Consider the following 20,516-nt stretch of genomic DNA (forward strand, 5'->3'; position numbering starts at 1 on the left):
GGACGCCCCGGAAAGAAGCGGCGCGCCGTACGTGCTGCGCGATGCAAACCGCGCGTTGCGCGCTATTTGATACTCTCGCGGAACCAGCGCGGGTGATGCTTCTTCGCCCATCCCCAGGTCACCGTACCGCTCGTCATCGCACGAATCGAACCCTTGACCCACAGCGCCGCATAAACGTGGATGATGATGCCGACGATGAGCGCGAACGCCGCGACCGCATGCACGACCGAGGCGAGGCGGATGACCTCGATCGGGAAATAGATCGAGAAATAGCGCCGCCAGATCACAATGCCGCTTGCGAGCAACAGCACGAGACAAACCACCATCAGGAAGAATAGCAGCTTCTGTCCCGCATTGTAGCGGCCGACTTCCGGCAGGTCCTCCTCGCGCTTGGCGAGCACGTCGCGGAATTTCATGAGCCACTCGCGATCCGCTGCGTCGAAGTGGTTGTGATGCCAGAAGCGCAGCGCAAGAATCAGGAACGACGCGAACATCACGACGCCGATAAACGGATGCAGAATACGGTTCCATTGGCCTCCGCCGAACAGCGCGGACAGCCAGAACATCGCCGGATGAAACATCGCGAGACCGGACAGCGCGAGCAGCACGAACGTGATCGCAGTAATCCAGTGATTGGTGCGCTCGTTGGCGGTGTAGCGCACGATCAGGTTCGGTTCATCGTTTTTCATCGTCGCGCTCCCTGGGTTCGCCCCGGATGCTGCGCGCTTCTTCGCGCGCGGCCTCTTCATCTGCTTCCGTCACCTCGTTCGGGCCGTTGCGCACGTAGTGGAAGAAGCCCGTCACCGCCGCGAGCGCGATACCCGCGAGCGCCAGCGGCTTGGCCACGCCCTTCCACAGCCACACAAGCGGACTGATGTGCGGGTCGTCGGGCAAGCCGCTATACAGCGAGGGCCGGTCCGCATGATGCAGCACGTACATCACGTGCGTGCCGCCCACGCCCTGCGGATCGTAGAGGCCCGCGTTGGCGAAGCCGCGCTCCTTCAGGTCCTCGATGCGCTCGGCGGCGTGCTGCTTCATGTCCTCTTTGGTGCCGAACACGATGGCGCCGGTCGGGCAGGTCTTCACGCACGCGGGTTCCTGGCCCACCGCGACGCGATCCGAGCAGAGCGTGCACTTGTAAACGCGATGATCCTTCTTCGACAGCCGGGGGATATTGAACGGGCAGCCGGTGATGCAATAGCCGCAGCCGATGCAGTTTTCCTCATGGAAATCGACGATGCCGTTCGTGTACTGCACGATCGCGCCCGGTGCGGGACACGCCTTGAGGCAACCCGGATCCTCGCAATGCATGCAGCCGTCCTTGCGGATCAGCCATTCGAGGTTGCCGTTCGTGTTCTCGTACTCCGTAAAACGCATCAAGGTCCACGAATGCTCGGTGAGGTCGTGCGGATTGTCGTAGACGCCCGTGTTGACACCGATCTCGTCGCGCAGATCGTTCCACTCCATGCATGCCGTCTGACACGCCTTGCAGCCGATGCACTTGGTGACGTCGATGAGTTTCGCCACCGTGCCCGTGGCTGGCGCGCGCACGCCGGGCGGCGGCGTCGTGGTCGCGGACTGGCGTCTGATGTCGAGTGATTGAAGTGCCATGTCGCGCTCCTTAGGCCTTTTCGACCTTCACGAGGAACGACTTGAACTCCGGCGTCTGCGAATTGCCGTCGCCGACCGGCGGCGTCAGCGTATTCGTCAGATAGCCCGGCTTCGTGAGCCCCGTGAAACCCCAGTGCAGCGGCACGCCAACGGTATGCACTTTCTTGCCTTCGATCATGAGCGGCTTGATGCGCTTCGTGACCACGGCCACGGCGATCAGGTGGCCGCGGTTGCTCGTCACCTTCACGAGACCGCCCTTCGATACGCCGATTTCCTGCGCCAGTTCCTCGCTGATCTCGACAAATTGCTGCGGCTGGATGATGGCGTTCAGACGCGCGTGCTTGGTCCAGAAGTGGAAGTGCTCGGTGAGCCGGTACGACGTCGCGACGTGCGGGAACGACTCGACTGTCCCGAACGTCTTGCGGTCGCCGGGGAACACGCGTGCGGCAGGATTGTTCGTGGCGAGCGGGTTGTCGCGATGGAACGGGTTGTAGCCGAGCGGATTCTCGAACGGCTCGTAGTGCTCGGGGAACGGCCCTTCGTTCATGTTGTCGCGCGCAAAGAAACGCGCGACGCCTTCCGGGTTCATGATGAACGGACCCATGCCGATATCCGGCGCCTCATCCAGCTTGTAGTCCGGCACATCTGCACCGGTCCAGGCCGCACCGTTCCAGCCGACCAGCTTCCGCGTGGGATCGAACGGCTTGCCAGCAAGATCGCACGACGCGCGGTTATACAGCACACGCCGGTTAGCAGGCCACGCCCACGCCCAGTTCAGCGTCTGGCCGATGCCCGTGGGATCGGCGTTGTCGCGGCGGCCCATCTGGTTGCCCGCCGGCGTCCACGCACCGCAGAAAATCCAGCAGCCGCTCGCCGTCGAGCCATCGTCCTTCAGTTGCGCGAAGCTCGAAAGCTGATCGCCCTTCTTGACGAGCACCTTGGCCGGATCCTTCGCGTCGGTCTGATCCGCGAGGGCCTTGCCGTTGTACTCCATCGCGAGTTCCTCGGGCGTCGGGCTCGCGGGATTCGAATACGGCCAGCTGAGCTTGACGATCGGATCGGGATACTTGCCGCCGTCCTTCTGGTACGCGGCGCGCATCCGCAAGAACAGGCCCGACATGATTTCGAGGTCGCTCTTCGCCTCGCCCGGCGGCTCGGCGCCCTTCCAGTGCCATTGCAGCACGCGGCTCGAACTCACGAGCGAGCCGTTTTCCTCCGCGAAACACGTGGTGGGCAGGCGGAACACCTCGGTCTGGATCGCAGCCGTATCGACGTCGTTAAAGACGCCGTACTTCTTCCAGAACTCGGACGTTTCCGTCGCGAGCGGATCCATGATGACGAGCCACTTCAGCTTGCCGAGCGCCTGCAGCGTTTTTTCTTTGTCCGGGGCCGACGCCATCACGTTGAAACCCTGGCAGATGTAGCCGTTGAGCTTGCCCTGGTACATCAGCTCGATGGTCTGCAACAGGTCATATGGTTTGTCGAGCTTCGGCAGCCAGTCGTAGCCCCAGTTGTTCTCCTTCGTCGCGTTGTCGCCCCACCAGGACTTCATGAAGCTCACGAAGAACGCGCCGTAGTGCTGCCAATAGCTCAGCTGATTCGCCCGCAGCGGCTGCTGCGCGCGCTTCTTGATGTAGCCGTCGTAGTCCTGCTCGGCTTCGGACGCGAGCGTCATGTAGCCCGGCAACAGATTCGACATCAGCCCGAGATCGGTGAGCCCCTGAATATTGGAGTGGCCGCGCAGCGCATTCATACCGCCGCCCGCGATGCCGATGTTGCCGAGCAGCAGTTGCACCATCGCGCCGCAGCGGATCATCTGCGAGCCGATCGAGTGGTGCGTCCAGCCGAGCGCGTACATGACGGTGGCCGCGCGTCCCGGCACGGCGGTGCTCGCGAGCATCTCGCACACCTTCAGGAACAATTCCCTTTGCGTGCCGCAGACCTTCTCCACCATCTCGGGCGTGTAGCGCGAATAGTGCTGCTTGAGCAGGTTGTACACGCAGCGCGGATGCTGCAGCGTTTCGTCGACCTTCACGAAACCATCGTCGCCGATCTCGTAGTTCCACGACGATTTGTCGGGATACGCATGCTTTTGCGGATCGAAGCCGGAAAAGATGCCGTTATTGAACGCGAAATCGTCGCGCACGATGAACGGGAAGTCCGTGTAATTCTTCACGTACTCATGCTGGATCTTGTCGTTCGTGAGCAGGTAATTGATCACGCCGCCAAGAAACGCGATGTCCGTGCCGGTGCGGATCGGCGCATAGAAATCCGCCACCGATGCCGTGCGCGTAAAGCGCGGATCGACCACGATGAGCCGCGCCTTGCGGTGCGCTTTCGCCTCCGTGACCCACTTGAAACCGCACGGGTGCGCCTCGGCCGCATTGCCGCCCATCACCAGAATCACGTCTGCGTTGCGAATGTCGACCCAATGGTTCGTCATCGCACCGCGGCCAAACGTCGGGGCAAGACCTGCCACCGTCGGGCCGTGTCAGACACGCGCCTGGTTATCGAATGCAAGCAGGCCCATGCAGCGGGCCACTTTATGCGTGAGGTAACCCACCTCGTTGCTGCCCGCGGATGCGGCCAGCATGCCCGTGGTCAGCCAGCGGTTGACGGTCTTGCCGTCGTCGGTCTTCTCGACGAAATTCGCGTCGCGATCTTCCTTCAGCAGCTTCGCGATGCGGTCGAGCGCCTCGTCCCACGAGATGCGCTTCCACTCGTTCGTCCCGGCCGCCCGGTATTCGGGATGCGTGAGACGGCTTTCGCTGTGGATGAAGTCGATCAGGCTCGCGCCCTTCGGACAGAGCGTGCCGCGATTGACCGGATGATCGGGATCGCCCTCGATGTGGAAGATGCTGGTCGTGGCGTTTTTCGCGCCATCACCGAGGCCGTACATGAGGATCCCGCAGCCAACGGAGCAATACGGACACGTGTTGCGGGTTTCAGTAGAGCGCGCCAGTTTGTATTGCCGGACCTCGGCGAGCACGGTGTCGGGCGCAAAGCCCATCAGCGCTAGACTGGAGCCAGCCAGCGAACTTGCCGTGACCTTCAGGAACTGGCGCCGGGACAATTGCAGCATGGCACGTCCTCGGCTAGTTGAGGGTGAATCCAGTATATGCGGATTTCGGCGACGGATCACGGAAGATGCACACCGCGCACCACCGTCACAGGCACGAACCACGCTTGCTATATTGCACGGACATGCTGCGCCGCACCGGGCCCGCATTGGGTCTACATCGGGCAAGCCGAAGCGGCCGCATGTTGTCTTCACGCCGATTGCGGGACGGACATCATGGCCACGCTCTCATCTGAACGACTGCAATTCGCTGCGCGCAGGGAAGCCTCCTGGATCGTCGGCGCCTGCCGCCAGTTCGTCGCCAATCGCTGTCCCGCGCTCGCTGCGAGCATCGCGTTCTACTCGGCGTTCTCGCTTGCACCGACGCTCGTCATGGTGATCGCCGTGGCGGGCTGGTTTTTCGGCGCCGAAGCCGCGCGCGGCGAACTGTTCCGCGAGGTGCATAACGTGCTCGGCAACGACGCCGCCGCAGGGATCACGACGATCGTGGCCAATGCGCACCGCGCAGGCGACGCAGGCGGCATCGCGGCGGTCATCTCGCTGTCGATGCTCGTGATCGGCGCTTCGGCGACATTCTCTTCGCTGCATTCCGCACTCAATATCGTGTGGCCGCCCGAAGGCAAGCGTGCCACCAGCGTCTTCGCGCTCGTGCGGGTGCGGCTCGTTTCGTTTTCGCTCGTGCTCGGCGTCGCGTTCCTGCTGATCGTCTCGCTCGTGCTCGATACGACCATCACATTCATCGGCCAGTGGCTGTGGGGAAATTCACCGTATCTGGTGATCGGAAACCTGCTTCAGCTCGCGGTCGGTCTCGCCGTGCTCGCCTTCGCGTTTGCCGCGTTGCTGCGCTTTCTCCCGGACGCCAATGTGCAGTGGCGCGACGCGCTCGTGGGCGGCCTCGTGGCGGCCGTGCTCTTTTCCGCAGGCAAGAAACTCTTCGCGCTCTACCTCGCCCACGCGGGCATGGCGACGGCATTCGGCGCAGCCGGATCGCTCGCCGTGCTGCTGATGTGGCTGTACTTTTCAGCGGCTGTGCTGCTGCTCGGCGCGGAATTCTCGGCGGCGCGCGCACGCCTGCACGACCCGCGCGGCGCATGGGGTTTCCTTGAGGAAACGCCGCCGGGCAGCCGCGCCAAACTCGCCTCGGTGCTGGCCGCAACCACCATCGTCGCGCCGCATGACGGCCACGCGGCAGCGCGCTCCGGCTCGGCCTCTTTGCTCTCGTCGTCTGCTTCGTCCGCGCCTTCCGCTTCGCTCTTTCCAACTGGAAACCCGGCGGGTGGCGCCGCTGAAGCGCCGGCATCCGCAGCGCCGCCGCTGGGCGTAGCGGCAGATGCTGCGACGCACCACGACGGCGCAAGCCCGCTATTGCGCCGCGCCATGGCAAAAATGGAGGACGACGCAACCTCCGCAGCCGCGTTGACGCTCGCCCATGCGGGCCGCACGGCCGCGGCCGCCGACCGTTTCGTCAAGCGTCATCCATGGAGTTCGGTTCTGCTGGCGGCGGGCGCCGCCGTCGCCATGACTGCAGCCGCCGTACGCCGCCGCACGTAGCGGCCCCGCCCCCCCCCCCCGCAGACCGGCCGGCGCGGCGCCAGCCCGCGCACCATTTAAGTGAATGCGACCCGACTTGTATCAAATTTCGCAATAATGCAAAGACCACAACCCTACTTTGCAAAAAATGACATAGTCGCTCAATCGCCCGCTGCACAAGACATTCCGCCTGGTGTCAGGTTTTTGCGACAGTCATTTTTTTTCATTTCGGGAGTTTGTAGGAGGTGCGTTATTCTCCGATGCGCAACAACTAATAAACCAATCATCTGCGTGGAGAAATCTGGATGAAACGAGTCGCACTCTCGACCCTCTCGTTGGCGATGCTGGCAGCCGCCGGCACGGCCCATGCGCAAAGCAGCGTGACGCTGTATGGCGTGATCGACGAATCGGTCCAGTTCATCAACAACATCAAGGACGCCAACGGCGCGAACAAGAATCTGTTCGGCCTGGGTGGTCAAAACCTGCAGGGTAACCGCTGGGGCTTGAAGGGCAAGGAAGACCTGGGTGGCGGTCTGAAGGCGATTTTCCAGTTGGAAAACGGCTTTAGCCTCAACAACGGCACCTCCAGCAAGATGTTCGGCCGTCAGGCATATGTCGGTCTGGATTCCGCTCAGTACGGTACCCTGACGCTCGGCCGCCAGTACGATCCGATCGTCGACATGGTCCAGGGCCTTACCGGCGACGGCTACTTCGGCAGCACGTTCGCAACCCCGGGTGACGTCGACAACAACGACAACAGCTCGCGCATCAACAACGCCATCAAGTACACCTCGCCGGTTTTCGCCGGCTTCCAGGTCGCTGGCATGTACGCGCTGGGCGGCGTCGCCGGCCAGACCGGCTCGGGTCAGAGCTGGGGCGCAGCAGCTACGTACGGCATCGGCTCGTTCAACGTCGCTGCTGGCTACTTGAGGATGGACAACGGTTCGACGCTGGCTTCGCGCACGTCGGGTACGCCGCCTACGCGTGGCTGGTCGTCGGTCGCAACGGGCGACAACATCAACGAAGGCCAGATCAACGCCGCCTACCAATCGGCGAAGTCGATCGGTATCGCTCAGGCTGCAGCACAGTACGTCGCAGGTCCGTTCACGCTCGGCGCACGTTACAGCAACGCTCAGTACAAGCCGGACGCTTTCTCGGCGTTCGCCTCGACCCAGCACTTCAACACCGTGGGCGCTTTCGTCGGCTACCAGCTGAACCCGGCCACGCTGCTGGGCCTTGGCTACAACTGGACGCACGGCTCGGGCGACGTGTCGAACACGTACAACCAGGTCTCGCTGGGCGCGGACTACAACCTGTCGAAGCGTACCGACTTCTACGTCGTGGCGGCCTACCAGCACGCCAGCGGCCATCAGCGCAACAGCGACGGCTCGATCTCGAGCGCCGGCGCATCGATCGCTTCGTACGGCAACAACTCGGCTTCGGACTCGCAATCGATGGTCAACGTCGGCATCCGCCACAAGTTCTAATAGAACTGCGCAGCCGGACTTCGGTCCGGTGCCGGAACCGGCTTCTCGCCGGTTCCGGTTATGCGAAAACGGCGTGGCCGCTAAAAACCACACGTTGGACCAACCAGCCCGCGGCGCAAGCCCGGGCTGGTTTTTTTATATCTGCGCGAATGATCGCTGCCGCCAACCTCCCGGCTTGCTCGGTTTAACCGCGGAGATTCTCGGACAAGCGCGAATGTCAGCGCAGGCGCGCCAGCGCCGTCACGGCGTGATGAACGAACGCGTCCGCCAGCATCGACTGTGACTGCTCCGCATGACGCGCGACGTGCACCGTTTGCGGCAGTACCGGTGAGAAACGTTTGACGGCCACCCGCGCAGCCGCGCCCGCGGCGCTCAGCGGATCGACCAGCGCGATTCCCGCCCCCGCCTCCACCAGCGTCACGATCGACTGGGCAAGCGTCGCTTCGATGCCCATTTGCCGCTCGATACCGCACTGTTCGAACATGCGGTCGATCCTCGTGCGCGGTTCGCTCAACCTCGCGAAAGACACGAACGATTCGCCCGCGCAGTCGGCGGCGTTCACGATGCGTTTGCGCGCGAGCCGGTGCCCGCGCGGCACGATGCAGCGCAGCGCCCATTGCCCGAGTGCTTCCAGGCGCACCTGAGCATGTGCAACTGACGGCGCGACAAAGCCCAGATCGCAACGCTGCGCGCCAACGTGCTCGACGACAGCGGCAGGTTCAAGCGCAAGCAGTGTCACGTCGACGCCTTCGTGCTCGCGCGCAAACGAAGCGACCACCCTCGGCAGAAAATCGGCGGCGAGGTCGAACGTCCCGCCGATAGTCAACGCGCCACGCCGACGTTCGCGAATTTGCCCCGCCGCCTGCGCCACCCGCTCGAGCCCGACAAACGCGCGCTCAACTTCTTCATTCAGCGCATAGGCCTCTGCTGTCGGCACGAGCCGCCCTTGCCGACGCGTGAATAGCGCGAAGCCGACGTTCGCTTCGAAGTCGGCCACGAGGCGGCTGACCGCCGGCTGCGAGATGCCGAGCGACTCGGCGGCGCGCGTCACGCTGCGCCGCTGCATCACGGCGCGAAACGCTTCAACCTGGCGAATCCGCAGGTCGGCTGCATTCATAACATTTTGAAATGGATATTCACATTATCAGTGCGGTCACGCTGGATCGTGCCGCACGATCTTAAAAAAATGCCGGTAATTTCTGAATTATATAGCCGTATGTTTATGAATAACATTGAAGCATGACGCGATCAAATCAGGATTGTCGCGCCGCGCATCCAGCGCATACATGGCAACGCGAGCATCGTTTGGCGAGCGCCCATGAAAAATCCCCGCGGACGCGATGTCGGCGGGGATTCTTTGGGTACTGCTGGCGCACCGCAACCGGAAGGCTGCGGCGGGCGGCTGTCAGGCTGCCGCTGCGTCCTTCAGCTTCTTCAGCGCACGTGCCTTCACGCGCACCGAAGCGGGCTTGGCCGGGAACCAGCGCTCTTCACCCGTGAACGGGTCCTTGCCGAAGCGCTTCTTCTTCGCCGGCACGGCCTGCACGACGATCTTCAGAAGGCCCGACAGCGTGAACTCGCCTGCGCCCTTCTTGTGGACCGAACCGAGGATCGTGTCTTCCAGCGCGGCGAGCACGGCCTTGGCAGCCTTCGGCTCGACACCTGCGCGCTCAGCGACGTGAGCAGCCAGCGAGGCCTTCGTGAAGGTGTCCTTGATCGGCGACGGAGCGCCGGACGCCTTCACGGCGACCTTCTTAGCTGCGGCCGTCTTGGCGGGCGCTTTCTTTGCGGCAACCTTCTTGGCCGGGGCAGCTGCCTTTTTGGCCACTTTCTTTGCGGAAGTCGGCATGTTTCTCCTACCAGTGTTGGTCAGTGAATCGGCGAAGCACCGCGGAATGCATGTGCTTCAACGGCGGATTCTACAAGCGTGCGAGCGTTTTGCGTGACTCTTTTGCATCGCCGATGAAAAATTGTTGCGCGGCGCTGACTGCCCGGCTCATTTTGACGCTTGTTTACAGGGGTAAACGAACTTGTTGCATCCTCGGTTACCCTGACCCGGCGACATCAAGGCGCAGGCGCTCTTCGCAAAAACACCGAAACGCATGGCATTTTTCGCGCGCCAGCGCGTCAGAATGTGCGCATCAGCGCTGCGAGCGACGTCATCGCGGCGTCGATCTGCCCGACTTCGACGCCGCCATAGCCGAACATAAAACCGCTTTGCACAGGGGCTTTCACATAAAACGGCGCGAGCGGGTGCAAGCCGATCGACGCCGCACGCGCGGCCTTGACGAGCGCCGCCTGGTCGACCGGCGCCGCGAGCCGCACCGCAAGGTGCAAACCGGCCGTGTTGGGCAGCACCGGCTCGAACCACGGCGCAAGCGGGCCACGCAGATGCGCAAGCAGCCGCGCCCGCCGCGCCGAATAGATCTGCTGCATGCGGCGCAGATGCCGCGCGAACTGGCCGTTGAGCATGAAATTCGCGAGCGCCGTCTGCGTGAGCACGCAACCGTGCCAGTCCCCCACCTGGCGCGCATGTGCAAGCGGCGCCGCCAGCTTCGCGGGCGGCACAACGTAGCCCACGCGCAACTCCGGAAAAATCGTCTTGGAAAACGTGCCGACGTACGCAACGAGTCCCGCGTTGTCGAGGCTCTTGAGCGGTTCGAGCGAACGCCCCTCGAAACGGTACTCGCAGTCGTAGTCGTCTTCGACGACGACCGCGCCGCGCGCCTGCGCCCATTCGAGCAGCGCGACGCGGCGCGCAAGGCTCATCGGCATGCCGAGCGGAAACTGGTGCGAGGGCGTCACGTAGACGAGCCGCGCCGTCTTCGGCAAGCGCGCGACGATCAGCCCTTCGTCGTCCACCGGCACCGGCACCACTTTTGCGCCAAGCGCCTCGAACGCGACGCGCGCCGGCGGATAGCCGGGGTCCTCCACCGCCACCACGTCGCCGGGACGCAACATCACGCGCGCGAGCAAATCGAGCGCGTGCTGCGCGCCCTGCGTGACGATCACGTCCTCCCAGTCGCACTGCACCGCGCGATTGAAAGCCAGGTAGCGCGACACGGCGAGCCGCAAGCTCTGCTCGCCCGCCGGAGCGTGGTACATGCCGCGGCCGCGAACCTGTACACGCAGCGCGTCGTTGATGCAGCGGCGCCAGGCGTCGAACGGAAAACACGACTTGTCGGTCACACCGCCCGCGAAATCGCACGCAAGCCGCGCGTCGAGACTCGGCATGGGCACGGCTTGCGCATGAGCCTGCCACCAGGGCTGAGCCTCGATGCCGCGCGACACGCTCGTTTCGCGACTGCCTCGGCTCACGGCACGAATCTGCGGATTCGCATGGCCGGATTCGCGCGCGGGAAGATGCTCGAGCGCATCGGCAACAAACGTACCCGAACCGCGCCTGGCGCTCAGATAGCCTTCGGCGAGCAGCCGCTCGAACACGTCGAGCGTGGTTTTGCGCGACACGCCGAGCTGAAGTGCGAGATCGCGCGTGGACGGCAGCCGCGTGCCGCCCGTCAGCCGGCCGTCGACGATGCTGGTGCGCAGTTGCCGGTAGATCTGACCAGCCAGATCGCGACGGCCCGAGACGGTGACGTGCAGTTCCATGAGCGTGATGATGAAGAAGTCGAACCGGTTATCGCGGTAGCTAAGGGGGCAACCGGGACGGTAAAAGAAGTGGTTACCTGAAATTTTGCCAGAATGGCTATTTCAAGGCGCCTGCCACACGCCTAGAGTGACGTCCATAGTCTTTCGCAACGCAGTTCAGCCCACAGCATTCGAAGAGGTGAATCGTCATGCAATCACGTCTGGATTTCTACAAGGTCAGTCCCGAAGGTACGAAGGCAATGCTGGCGCTCGAAGAGCGCGTAAGCAAAAGCTCGATCGAAAAGCCGCTTGCGGAACTGGTGCGCCTGCGCGCCTCGCAGATCAACGGCTGCGCATTCTGCGTCGACATGCACACCACGGACGCGCGCAAGGGCGGCGAAACCGAACGCAGGCTCGCGACAGTCACGGTATGGCGCGAGACGCCGTTCTTCACCGAGCGCGAGCGCGCGGCGCTCGAATGGACCGAAGCGGTCACGCTGCTTTCACAGACGCACGTTCCCGACGATGTCTGGGAACGCGTGAAGCCGCACTTCACCGACCAGGAAATCGCCGACCTGACCATGCTGATCATCGCGATTAACGGCTGGAACCGCATCGCCGTCTCGTTCCGCAAAATGCCGGCGTAAGCGCGCCGGCACGCACTCAAGCCACCAGGCGCCCGGGCATGCACGATGTCCGGGCGCCTGTTTTTAAGCATCGTCTGAATGCAGGCGGCGCATCGTGCGGCACGCGAGGCGTTGCCGCTCGTGGCGGCTTTTACACGGTTTTTGGCGCCCTTTTGCGCAATCGCGGCGATACAGTGGGCATCGACGGGCAGCAACAACCCGATCTCGATCCCCCACCAAGAGACTTCGCCATGGCGCTTCAAATCGGCTTTCTCCTCTTTCCCCGCGTGCAACCGCTCGATATTGCAGGCCCTTATGACGTGCTCGCGTCGATGCCGGACAACTCGGTCCGGCTCGTCTGGAAAACACGCGACGCCGTTGTGTCTGCAACCGGCATGGTCCTCGTGCCCGATACGACTTTCGACGACTGCCCGCCGCTCGACGTACTCTGCGTACCCGGCGGCAGCGGCGTCGGCGATCTGCTCCAGGACGACGAAACGCTCGCTTTCGTGCGCAGCCAGGGCGAACGCGCGCGCTACATCACGTCGGTATGCACGGGGTCACTCGTGCTCGGCGCGGCGGGCCTGTTGCGCGGACGCCGTGCAACGACCCACTGGGCCTTCCACGAACTGCTCGAACCGTTCGGCGCGATTGCCGTTCACGGGCGCGTCGTGCGCGACGGCAATCTGTTCACGGGCGGCGGCATCACGGCCGGCATCGACTTCGCGCTGGCGCTCGCAGCCGAACTGGCCGGCGACGAGGCAGCCCAGGCACTTCAACTCGGACTCGAATATGCACCGGCGCCCCCGTTCAATGCTGGCAGTCCCGACACCGCGCCGCGCGCAATCGTCGAGCGAGTGCGGGCAGCCAACGCTGAATCGCTCGCTGCGCGTACGCGCGTCGTCGCAAACGCGGCGGCGCGGCTCCGGCTGGCGCCGTAGCCGGAAGCGGGCCTAACCGCACATTCGGCACATTCGGCATATTCGACACATTCAGCGCGTCTCCCACGTATCGCTTCCATTACCTGCATAACTTCCGCCGCGGTCACGCCGTACCGCGGCGGCACATCGATCCGCCCATGCCCGCTAATTACGCGCGCGACGCGTAACTCACCTCCGACGCGAAAATCGTGGATTAACAGAGCGGCAGCGCAGCGCGGCGCCCGTGAACACGACAGCAAACACCTTGTGTCCCGACTGAATCGCAGCCGGCAGTGCCTGCGTCGTGCCGATCATGGTGGGCGTGATTTCCGCCTTCGGCGTGGACAAGCGCACGAATATCGCCGCCGGAATCATGATCGTGGTTGCCAACGCAACGAGCATCTGGAATGTCGGCATTCAGACAGCCGCCGCACAAAACCTGCTCGCGGTGGGATTCATGGACAGAATGCTCGGCGCGCGCGTGACCTGGCTCGACTGGCTAAAAAGCCGTTCGGCGATCTCGCAACTGAACTGGCCGTGGCGCCGATCCAGGCTGTTTGAAGCGCCTTCTGCAACCTTCCGGAACCTTCTGGACGCCATGCGGGCGCATGAACCGTGCACCACGCCAGGCTAACGTGGCCAACCGGATCGTTGGGATCGCACCGAAAATTCACGCGCCAGGTTCAGCTCTCCGATCGGAAACGAGACCGCCGCGGCGCGCCGCATAGCCTGCAGCATGCAGATTGCTGCGATGCACCGAATGGCGAGCACCCATCGCGAGCAACAGGGCCCTGCATTCCACCCGACCGTCCTTGAGAGCCATGCCGAATCCGGATAGCCAACTTTTCCCAATTTCGCATACGAAATGGCGTGCTCAAGCCCGGCGAGGCAGCTCGCCAACCGCATCGGGCACGACGTTTGCTTGAGCGCTTGCAGGGCGTGCGCCTGCGTCGGCTGCGTACACAAATACGCACACAAATACGCGTCTCGTTCACGCTAACGCGCGGGTGCACACCACGCGCCAACGGCGTATGCTCATAGCACGACTACAACATTCAGGCCGGCTCGCGCCGCACGATCGCGATGAACGCCTCCACTCATGCCTCTGGTTCCCAGCCCATACCACGCGTGACCGTGGTCGTGCTGACACGCAACCATGTCCGCCAGACAGTCGACACCGTGGCCCGCCTCATGGCGCTGCCTGAGCACCCCAATGTGATCGTGGCCGATAACGGCTCCAGCGATACGACCGTCAGCCTGCTCGCATCGCTCTTTCCGCAATTGCGTATCGTCCAGGGGCTGCGCGATCTGGGCATGACCGGCTTCAACCGCGCTGTCGAGCTTGCGCACACCGACTACGTGGCGTGCTGCGACGACAGCACCTGGTTCGCACCCGGTGCGCTCGCGCGCGCAACCCAGTTGCTGGACGCTCATCCGCAGATTGCTGTAATCAGCGCGTGCGTGGCGGACGAGGCAGAACGTGAAATCCATCCCGCGTGCCAGATGCTGAGCGCCACGTCGCCAGGCGGCAACGGCCTGCCCGGCCCCGCACTCGTGAATTTCATGGCGGGCGCATGTATTTTCCGCGCAAGCGTGCTGAGCGAACTCCACCGTTACGAGGAGCGCCTTTCGCACGGCGGCGCCGAAGAACTCGTGGCGCTGGACCTGCTCGCTTCAGGCCACTCGATCGTCTATTGCGAAGGAGCGCTCGCGCATCGCGAGCCGCTGTATCACGGGTTCACGCGCGCGCAGCATTGCACGCTCGCGCGCAATTCGGCCTGGGTCGCGTGGATGCGCCTGCCGTTGCGCGACGCACTCGCCGCAACCGGGCGCGCACTCGCCGTCTTCGCGCGTCAGCGCTCGCTTGGCCCCGCGGGGTTTGCGATGCTCCGCGGCACCTTCTGGGCACTGCGCCGCCGCCGCGTGGTCCCGCCGCATGTCGTGCAGCTCACGCGCCAGGTGAGGCGCGCCGAGCACCACGTGCGCATCGGCGTACCGGCGATGGCCGAAAAATACGACCGCTCCGGGCAAAGTGCATGGTGACCCGCGCTGCGCGTCGATCCCATAGCCCGACGTAAGCCCCGACGTAAGCCCCGACGTCAGCCGCAATCACTGCGGCGTGACCGGCACGAACTGCCGGTACTCCACCTGCGGGCCGCGCACGATGATCGCCGTTGCCTCGGGCACCTCGGCCCAGACATCGGGCAGATCGACGAGCGGCTCCGAAACGATCAGATAGGCATCCTCCCCCGCCGCCGCGATGCGCGGGTCGTCGGGATAGAGTTCGTGCAGATGCTTGAACGACGTGCTGTGAAAGAGCGAGCGCGAATTGCCTTCGCTGGAGTACCGCACGGCCACCATTTGCTCGCCGTCGCACGCGCATACGGTCATGTTGAGCGGATCGTCGATCCCATGCCTGCGTGCAGTCGCCTCGACGAAACCCGCCATGCGTTCCAAAGCAGGCACGGGCTCGTGTTCGAGGCCGAAGGTCATCGCGAGATAGAACATGACTTCGGAATCGGTCGAGCCTTCGAGCGCGCTAAAGCGCCCCGGTTCGATGGCGACGAGCAGTTCGCGGCGCACGAGCGGAAAGCTCCGAATCAGGCCGTTGTGCGCGAATATCCAGCGCCGATGGCGAAACGGATGGCAATTGGTTTCCTGCACGGGCGTATGCGTCGCGGAACGGACGTGCGCGACGAACATCGGCGCCGACACGGCGCGCGCAAGCTCGCGCAGATTGCGGTCGTTCCACGCGGGATGGATGCTGCGGTAGCGATACGGAATGTCATGCGGATGCTGATACCAGCCCAGCCCGAAGCCGTCGCCATTGGTGGTCGTCGCGCCGAGCTTCGAGTGCAGGCTCTGGTCGATCAGCGAATGTCGCGAGCGAAAGAGTACGGTTTCGAGTTGAACGGCATTGCCGGAATACGCGAGCCAACGGCACATGGTGCACTCCTTCGAACGGACACGTGCTCACTTTGCCGCATGCAGATCCGCAAGCGGCGTGAGAAAACCCTCGAGGCCGGTCAGGATGATCTGCACGCCGATGCACAGCAGCAGGAACGACGATACACGCAGCGCCACGCGCGTGCCCTCCGCGCCCAGGTATTTGGGCAGGCGCGCCGCATGGCTGTAGACCAGGAAAATCACGATCGTCACGAGCACCGAGATCACCACCGACGCGATGCTCGACATCACCCATGCGGAAATCTGGTGGGTCCGGTTGGCGCTCAGCGCAATCGCCGTGGCGATCGAACCCGGGCCCGTGGTGAGCGGCACGGTGAGCGGAAAAAACGCCTTGCTGGAAGCCTTTCCGGCATCGATCTGCTCGAGCGTCGCATCGTCCGCCGCGCCCGGCGTAACTTCAGGCGCGGTGAGCATCTGCCAGCCGCTCACCGCGACGGCAAGGCCGCCGCCGATACGCAGCGCCTCCATTGAAATGCCGAAGAAATGCAGGATCGGCATGCCGACAAAGAACGCGACGAGCAACACGAAAAACGCATTGATCGCCACACGCTTCGCGAGCAGTCGCCGCGCCTCGTCGGAGAGCTTCGACGTGCGGTCGAGAAAGACGAACGCACCACCGAACGGATTGATGATGCTGATAAGGCCGGTGAAGCCAAAAAGTATTTCTGAAATCAGGCTGTCGAACATGTCGTCGAACCAATTGTTGAAAAGGCCGGTGAAGAAACCGGAAAATATTTCTGAAATCAGACTATCCAGACCATCGATCATCGCGTCGCTCCGGTTGAAGCGGCACGCGCGCGGCAGCCGGGGCTGTGTGAAGTGTAACTGGATCGGCGCGGGGCGTAACCACTGCCAGCCACGCAAGCAAGGCGGCCGTGCCCATGCCGCATCGCGCCATGCTTTCAAAAACCATTCAGCATTCTCGAGTCTTTACGGCGTGGCCCGAGTGGGCATAGAGTGAGCCGGTCGCACCCGGTCACACGTTTTCCTTTCATAAAAAAGGAGTCGTCCATGTCACTGAGGTTGCTCGCTGCCCTGCCCTTCATCGGCATCCTGCTAGGCGTGCCGTTCGTCAATCGCACCGAGCCCTTCGTGCTCGGCATGCCGCTCGTGCTCGCATGGATCGTCATGTGGGTCGTGCTGACCGCCGCGATCATGGCCGTCGTCTACCGGCTCGATCCCGCGAATCGCACCAATGAAACCGAGGTGCAGTCATGAGCGCCCTCATCCTGATCGCGGCGATCACGCTGCTCGCCCTGGTACTCGGCATGCGTGCGCGGCACGGGCACGACATGAATCTCGAACAGTGGTCGGTGGGCGGCCGCAGCTTCGGCACGGTGTTCGTGTTCCTGCTGATGGCGGGCGAAATCTACACGACGTTCACGTTCCTCGGCGGTAGCGGCTTCGCGTACGGCAAGGGCGCACCGGTCTATTACATCCTTGCGTACGCCACGCTCGCGTACATCCTCTCGTACTGGATGCTGCCGCCCATCTGGCGCTTCGCGAAGACCCACCGGCTCGTCTCGCAGCCGCACTTCTTCGCGCGCAAATACCAGAGCCCCGCGCTCGGCGTGCTGGTCGCGCTCGTGGGCGTCGCAGCGCTCGTGCCGTATCTCGTGCTGCAGTTAAAGGGACTCGGCATCATCGTCGCGACGGCCTCGTATGGCGCGATCCCGTCCACGACCGCCATCTGGATCGGCGCGATCGTCGTGACCGCCTACGTGACGGTCTCGGGCGTGCGCGGCTGCGCATGGAATTCGGTCCTCAAGGATCTGATGATTCTCGCGGTCGCGGTTTTCCTCGGCATCTATCTGCCGATCCACCATTACGGCAGCCTCGGCGAGATGTTTCGCGCCATCGACGCCGCGAAGCCAGGCTTCCTCACGCTCCCCGCGAAAGGACAGAGCGTGACGTGGTTCCAGTCCACCGTGCTGCTCACGGCGCTCGGCTTCTTCATGTGGCCGCACACGTTCGGCTCCGTCTACACCGCGAAGAACGAGCGGATCTTCCGCCGCAACGCGATGGTGCTTCCGCTCTATCAACTGATCCTGCTGTTTGTGTTCTTCTGCGGTTTCGCCGCCGTGCTGAAAGTGCCGGGGCTCAAAGGCGGCGACATCGACCTCGCGCTCTTTCGCCTCTCGCTGCAGACGTTCAACCCGTGGGTCGTCGGCGTGATCGGCGCGGCGGGCGTGCTCACCGCGCTTGTGCCGGGCTCGATGATCCTCACGACGGCCTCGACGCTGCTCGCCAATGACATCTATCGCGGCGGCCTCGCGAAACAAGCCGACGACGCGCGCGTCGCCCGCCTCGCGCGCCTCTTCGTGCCGGTGGTTGCACTCGTGGCGGTGGGCTTCACGCTCAACGGCGGCGAAACCATCGTCGCGCTGCTGCTCATGGGCTACAACTTCGTGACGCAGTTGTTTCCGGCGCTCGTATGCAGTCTCGCGGCGCACAACCGTGCGACGAAGCAAGGCGCGTTCTGCGGAATCCTGGCGGGCGTGGCGGTCGTTGTTGTGACAACGTTGCTGCACGTGAGCGTCGCGCAACTCATACCGTTCGCGCCCGATGCGCTCAAGGACGTCAACATCGGCTTTCTCGCGCTCGGCGTGAATGTGGTTGTGCTCGCAGCAGTCAGTGCGCTGACGCAGCCGCACACGCATGCGGACCACGAGCACGCACGTGCGCACTGATCGTGGGAGTTTTGCCGGGCGCGTCGCGTCCGGCAAAGCCACCGTGCAACCGTGACTCGATCAGCAGCAGCGGTTAAGGGACGCGCAAAGTATTGGCGGCGCCATCCTGGTAGAACATTGCCTGACTATGAAACATCCGCGCGTACTTCCCGTTTTGCGCGATGAGTTCGTCGTGAGACCCGGCCTCGACGATCCGCCCGCGATCGAGTACCAGGATACGATCGACAAACCGTGTCAACGCGAGGCGATGGCTGACGATAACGGCCGTCCGTTGTCGGGCGAGCTTGAGAATTAGCTGCATAAGCGCGGCTTCGGACTCGGGATCGAGCGCCGAAGTGGGTTCATCGAAAACGAGCAGGTCAGCTTCGTCGGCATGCGCCATCGCACGTGCGATAGCGAGCCTTTGCCATTGGCCCCCCGATATGTCGATTCCATCGGGTATTTCGGTGGTCAGAGGCGTATTGGGTTGATCGCCGAGGAACTCGAGACCAACCGCGCGCAAATATTTGCTGGCTTGTTTCATATCGCGCTCTACGAGGTTTCCGCGCACATCGAGCGGAAAGCGCGCGAAGTCCTGAAACATGCCAACCACACGCGGCGGGCTATGTGCTGCCGACCAGGCCAACTCGCCACTGGTGGGTTCGTAGAGCCCGCTTAGCAATTTCAGCAGACTCGATTTGCCAGCACCATTTTCTCCGACGATTGCAACGACCTCGCGATGGCGAATCTCCAGATCGATCTGATCGAGGGCCGCGTGTCCGGTGTCGCGATATCGCAATACCACCTGGCGCAGCGTCACACAGGGTGCTGCAACAGATGTCTCAGGCATGCGCGGCGGTTGAGGAATACGTTCATCGGCATGCTTTATTTCCGCGGCGTGAAGGAAGACCAGTTTGCGAAACGGACGGACCGCATAAGAAACACGCAACAGGTCGCCGAAGTTGTAGATGATCGCGGCTAACCCGTCCTTCATCTGAACGAGCGCAGCGAGCAGGAAGACGAGCTCGGCAATGCCGAGTTCACCGCGCCGAAACCCTTCAATGGCAACATACAGCGGCACGGCCAGGCAGACGCTTGCCATCAATGCCGTCGCCGCAAGCTTGAGCGCATTGCGCGTACGTACTCGCTTGATGGTCGCAAGATAGTTGTCGTACAGGCCTTGCCACGTGGCCAGCAAACGCCCCTGCATCCGGTAGATGCGCAGTTCTTTGGCGAACTCGGGTTGCGTCAAAATCCTGTCCAGAATGCGCAACTCGTTAAATGTTGCCGCATGATGCTCCTGGACATCCCAGCTCTCGCGCTCAGCCCGCGCACGCAACAGAACGGTGGGCACCATACCGGCCAGTATCAGGAAGGGAATCCACCACGCCGTCTGCCCCATCAAAAACAGAATTGGAACGATCATCGCGGCCCCCATACAGACGGCGTACAGATGGAGGACAAGGTCGCTCACCTGGTCGCTCGCGCCGGCTGCGAGAATCGCTGTTTCACGCAGTTCGGTGTCTTCGTGAATGCCGAGATTCGGGAACGTTGCGACGATCGAGTTGACCGTCCGTTTCAACAGCATGCGGGCCGAATCTCGCAGCGTGTCCACGATAAAACTCGATATCGCGCTCAATCCATCGTGAAAGCCGCCGACTATGAAGTAAGCGCTACGAGCCCCATGACAGCCGCTGCTGCCGCATCGGAGGTCAGGCGCTCGATGAGTTGCGCGTTGATATAGAGCAACGCCGCCGGCATGGCGCCGACGGCCAGGTTGAACACAATGGCGAGACACAGCGCGCGTGGCGATGCGCGCCATAGAAGTGACAGCGCCACGCTCAGGTTGTGTGCGATTTCCCAGGCTTTCACGACAATGGGCTCATCCTGCAAGGGCGCGTAGTGACTGGATTTTCAGATGCTCGCGAACAGAAGCCGGCGCTCCGGAAAATTTTTGCGGGCATGCAAGCGCGAAAGAGATCATGTGTGGATCAAGATATGCACAGGATATCTAAATACATTTCCAGAGGAAGTCTTCC

At 63.0% G+C, this 20,516-nt stretch carries 17 protein-coding genes and 1 pseudogene; 8 read left to right on the forward strand and 10 right to left on the reverse strand.

The genetic code is table 11. The annotated features are described in order from the left end of the window. Positions 1–62: 62 nt before the first annotated feature. Genes Q0L30_RS17875 through fdnG form a run of 3 tightly spaced genes read right to left on the reverse strand, consistent with a single transcriptional unit; the run spans position 63 to position 4,693 of the window. The gene (locus tag Q0L30_RS17875; protein WP_296659174.1) at positions 63–689 is read right to left on the reverse strand and encodes a formate dehydrogenase subunit gamma; all 627 of its coding nucleotides are present in this window, start codon (positions 687–689) and stop codon (positions 63–65) included. Continuing rightward, entirely contained in the window at positions 676–1,611 is a 936-nt protein-coding gene (gene fdxH, locus Q0L30_RS17880; RefSeq protein ID WP_296659177.1) for a formate dehydrogenase subunit beta, read from the reverse strand. Before fdxH ends, Q0L30_RS17875 begins: the two co-directional genes overlap by 14 nt. Before the next feature lie 10 nt (positions 1,612–1,621). Continuing rightward, positions 1,622–4,693, reverse strand: coding sequence for a formate dehydrogenase-N subunit alpha (fdnG, locus tag Q0L30_RS17885; protein WP_296659181.1), 3,072 nt, complete (start codon positions 4,691–4,693; stop codon positions 1,622–1,624). A 213-nt stretch (positions 4,694–4,906) separates the two neighbouring features. Between fdnG and Q0L30_RS17890 the strand changes: the two genes are divergently transcribed. Then, positions 4,907–6,241, forward strand: a complete 1,335-nt coding sequence (locus Q0L30_RS17890) for a YihY/virulence factor BrkB family protein (protein ID WP_296659183.1) — start codon at positions 4,907–4,909, stop codon at positions 6,239–6,241. A gap of 284 nt (positions 6,242–6,525) precedes the next feature. Then, positions 6,526–7,707 carry a porin gene (locus Q0L30_RS17895; RefSeq protein WP_296659186.1) on the forward strand — a complete coding sequence of 394 codons (1,182 nt, stop codon included), beginning with the start codon at positions 6,526–6,528 and terminating at the stop codon, positions 7,705–7,707. A 217-nt stretch (positions 7,708–7,924) separates the two neighbouring features. Here the strand turns inward: Q0L30_RS17895 and Q0L30_RS17900 are convergent, their stop codons facing one another. From Q0L30_RS17900 to Q0L30_RS17910, 3 genes are all read right to left on the reverse strand, one after another. Continuing rightward, the gene (locus Q0L30_RS17900; protein ID WP_296659189.1) at positions 7,925–8,824 is read right to left on the reverse strand and encodes a LysR substrate-binding domain-containing protein; all 900 of its coding nucleotides are present in this window, start codon (positions 8,822–8,824) and stop codon (positions 7,925–7,927) included. Between the two features lie 288 nt (positions 8,825–9,112). Further along, positions 9,113–9,556 (reverse strand): HU family DNA-binding protein, encoded by a 444-nt coding sequence (locus Q0L30_RS17905; protein WP_296659191.1) that lies wholly within the window; start codon positions 9,554–9,556, stop codon positions 9,113–9,115. A gap of 278 nt (positions 9,557–9,834) precedes the next feature. Then, a complete protein-coding gene (locus Q0L30_RS17910) occupies positions 9,835–11,316 on the reverse strand; it encodes a PLP-dependent aminotransferase family protein (RefSeq protein ID WP_296659193.1) in 1,482 nt (493 codons plus the stop codon). Positions 11,317–11,504: 188 nt separating this feature from the next. Between Q0L30_RS17910 and Q0L30_RS17915 the strand changes: the two genes are divergently transcribed. The 4 genes and pseudogenes from Q0L30_RS17915 (at position 11,505) to Q0L30_RS17930 (ending at position 14,884) form a co-directional block, all read left to right on the forward strand. Further along, positions 11,505–11,942: a carboxymuconolactone decarboxylase family protein gene (locus Q0L30_RS17915; protein WP_296659195.1), complete on the forward strand. Its 438-nt coding sequence runs from the start codon at positions 11,505–11,507 to the stop codon at positions 11,940–11,942. A gap of 230 nt (positions 11,943–12,172) precedes the next feature. After that, positions 12,173–12,862 (forward strand): DJ-1/PfpI family protein, encoded by a 690-nt coding sequence (locus tag Q0L30_RS17920; protein ID WP_296659197.1) that lies wholly within the window; start codon positions 12,173–12,175, stop codon positions 12,860–12,862. Positions 12,863–13,133: 271 nt separating this feature from the next. Next, positions 13,134–13,343 (forward strand): annotated as a pseudogene (locus Q0L30_RS17925) (anion permease); the annotation flags it as partial. 581 nt (positions 13,344–13,924) lie between these two features. Next, the gene (locus Q0L30_RS17930) at positions 13,925–14,884 is read left to right on the forward strand and encodes a glycosyltransferase (protein WP_296659200.1); all 960 of its coding nucleotides are present in this window, start codon (positions 13,925–13,927) and stop codon (positions 14,882–14,884) included. Between the two features lie 66 nt (positions 14,885–14,950). Here the strand turns inward: Q0L30_RS17930 and Q0L30_RS17935 are convergent, their stop codons facing one another. Next, complete coding sequence (locus Q0L30_RS17935; protein ID WP_296659202.1) at positions 14,951–15,787, reverse strand: class II glutamine amidotransferase; 837 nt, start codon at positions 15,785–15,787, stop codon at positions 14,951–14,953. Positions 15,788–15,814: 27 nt separating this feature from the next. Further along, positions 15,815–16,495, reverse strand: a complete 681-nt coding sequence (locus Q0L30_RS17940; protein WP_296659365.1) for a MarC family protein — start codon at positions 16,493–16,495, stop codon at positions 15,815–15,817. Positions 16,496–16,819: 324 nt separating this feature from the next. Between Q0L30_RS17940 and Q0L30_RS17945 the strand changes: the two genes are divergently transcribed. Then, entirely contained in the window at positions 16,820–17,026 is a 207-nt protein-coding gene (locus Q0L30_RS17945) for a DUF3311 domain-containing protein (RefSeq protein ID WP_296659204.1), read from the forward strand. Then, on the forward strand, positions 17,023–18,498 hold the full coding sequence (locus Q0L30_RS17950) for a sodium:solute symporter (protein WP_296659207.1): 1,476 nt from the start codon (positions 17,023–17,025) through the stop codon (positions 18,496–18,498). The genes Q0L30_RS17945 and Q0L30_RS17950 overlap by 4 nt, the downstream gene beginning before the upstream one ends. 73 nt (positions 18,499–18,571) lie before the next feature. Here Q0L30_RS17950 and Q0L30_RS17955 read toward each other — a convergent pair whose 3' ends face one another. Beyond that, the gene (locus Q0L30_RS17955; protein WP_296659208.1) at positions 18,572–20,092 is read right to left on the reverse strand and encodes an ABC transporter ATP-binding protein; all 1,521 of its coding nucleotides are present in this window, start codon (positions 20,090–20,092) and stop codon (positions 18,572–18,574) included. Between the two features lie 44 nt (positions 20,093–20,136). Continuing rightward, the gene (locus Q0L30_RS17960) at positions 20,137–20,349 is read right to left on the reverse strand and encodes a hypothetical protein (RefSeq protein ID WP_296659210.1); all 213 of its coding nucleotides are present in this window, start codon (positions 20,347–20,349) and stop codon (positions 20,137–20,139) included. Between the last annotated feature and the right edge of the window lie 167 nt (positions 20,350–20,516).

The sequence above is a fragment of the Paraburkholderia sp. genome (assembly GCF_024281035.1).
Lineage (GTDB): Bacteria > Pseudomonadota > Gammaproteobacteria > Burkholderiales > Burkholderiaceae > Paraburkholderia.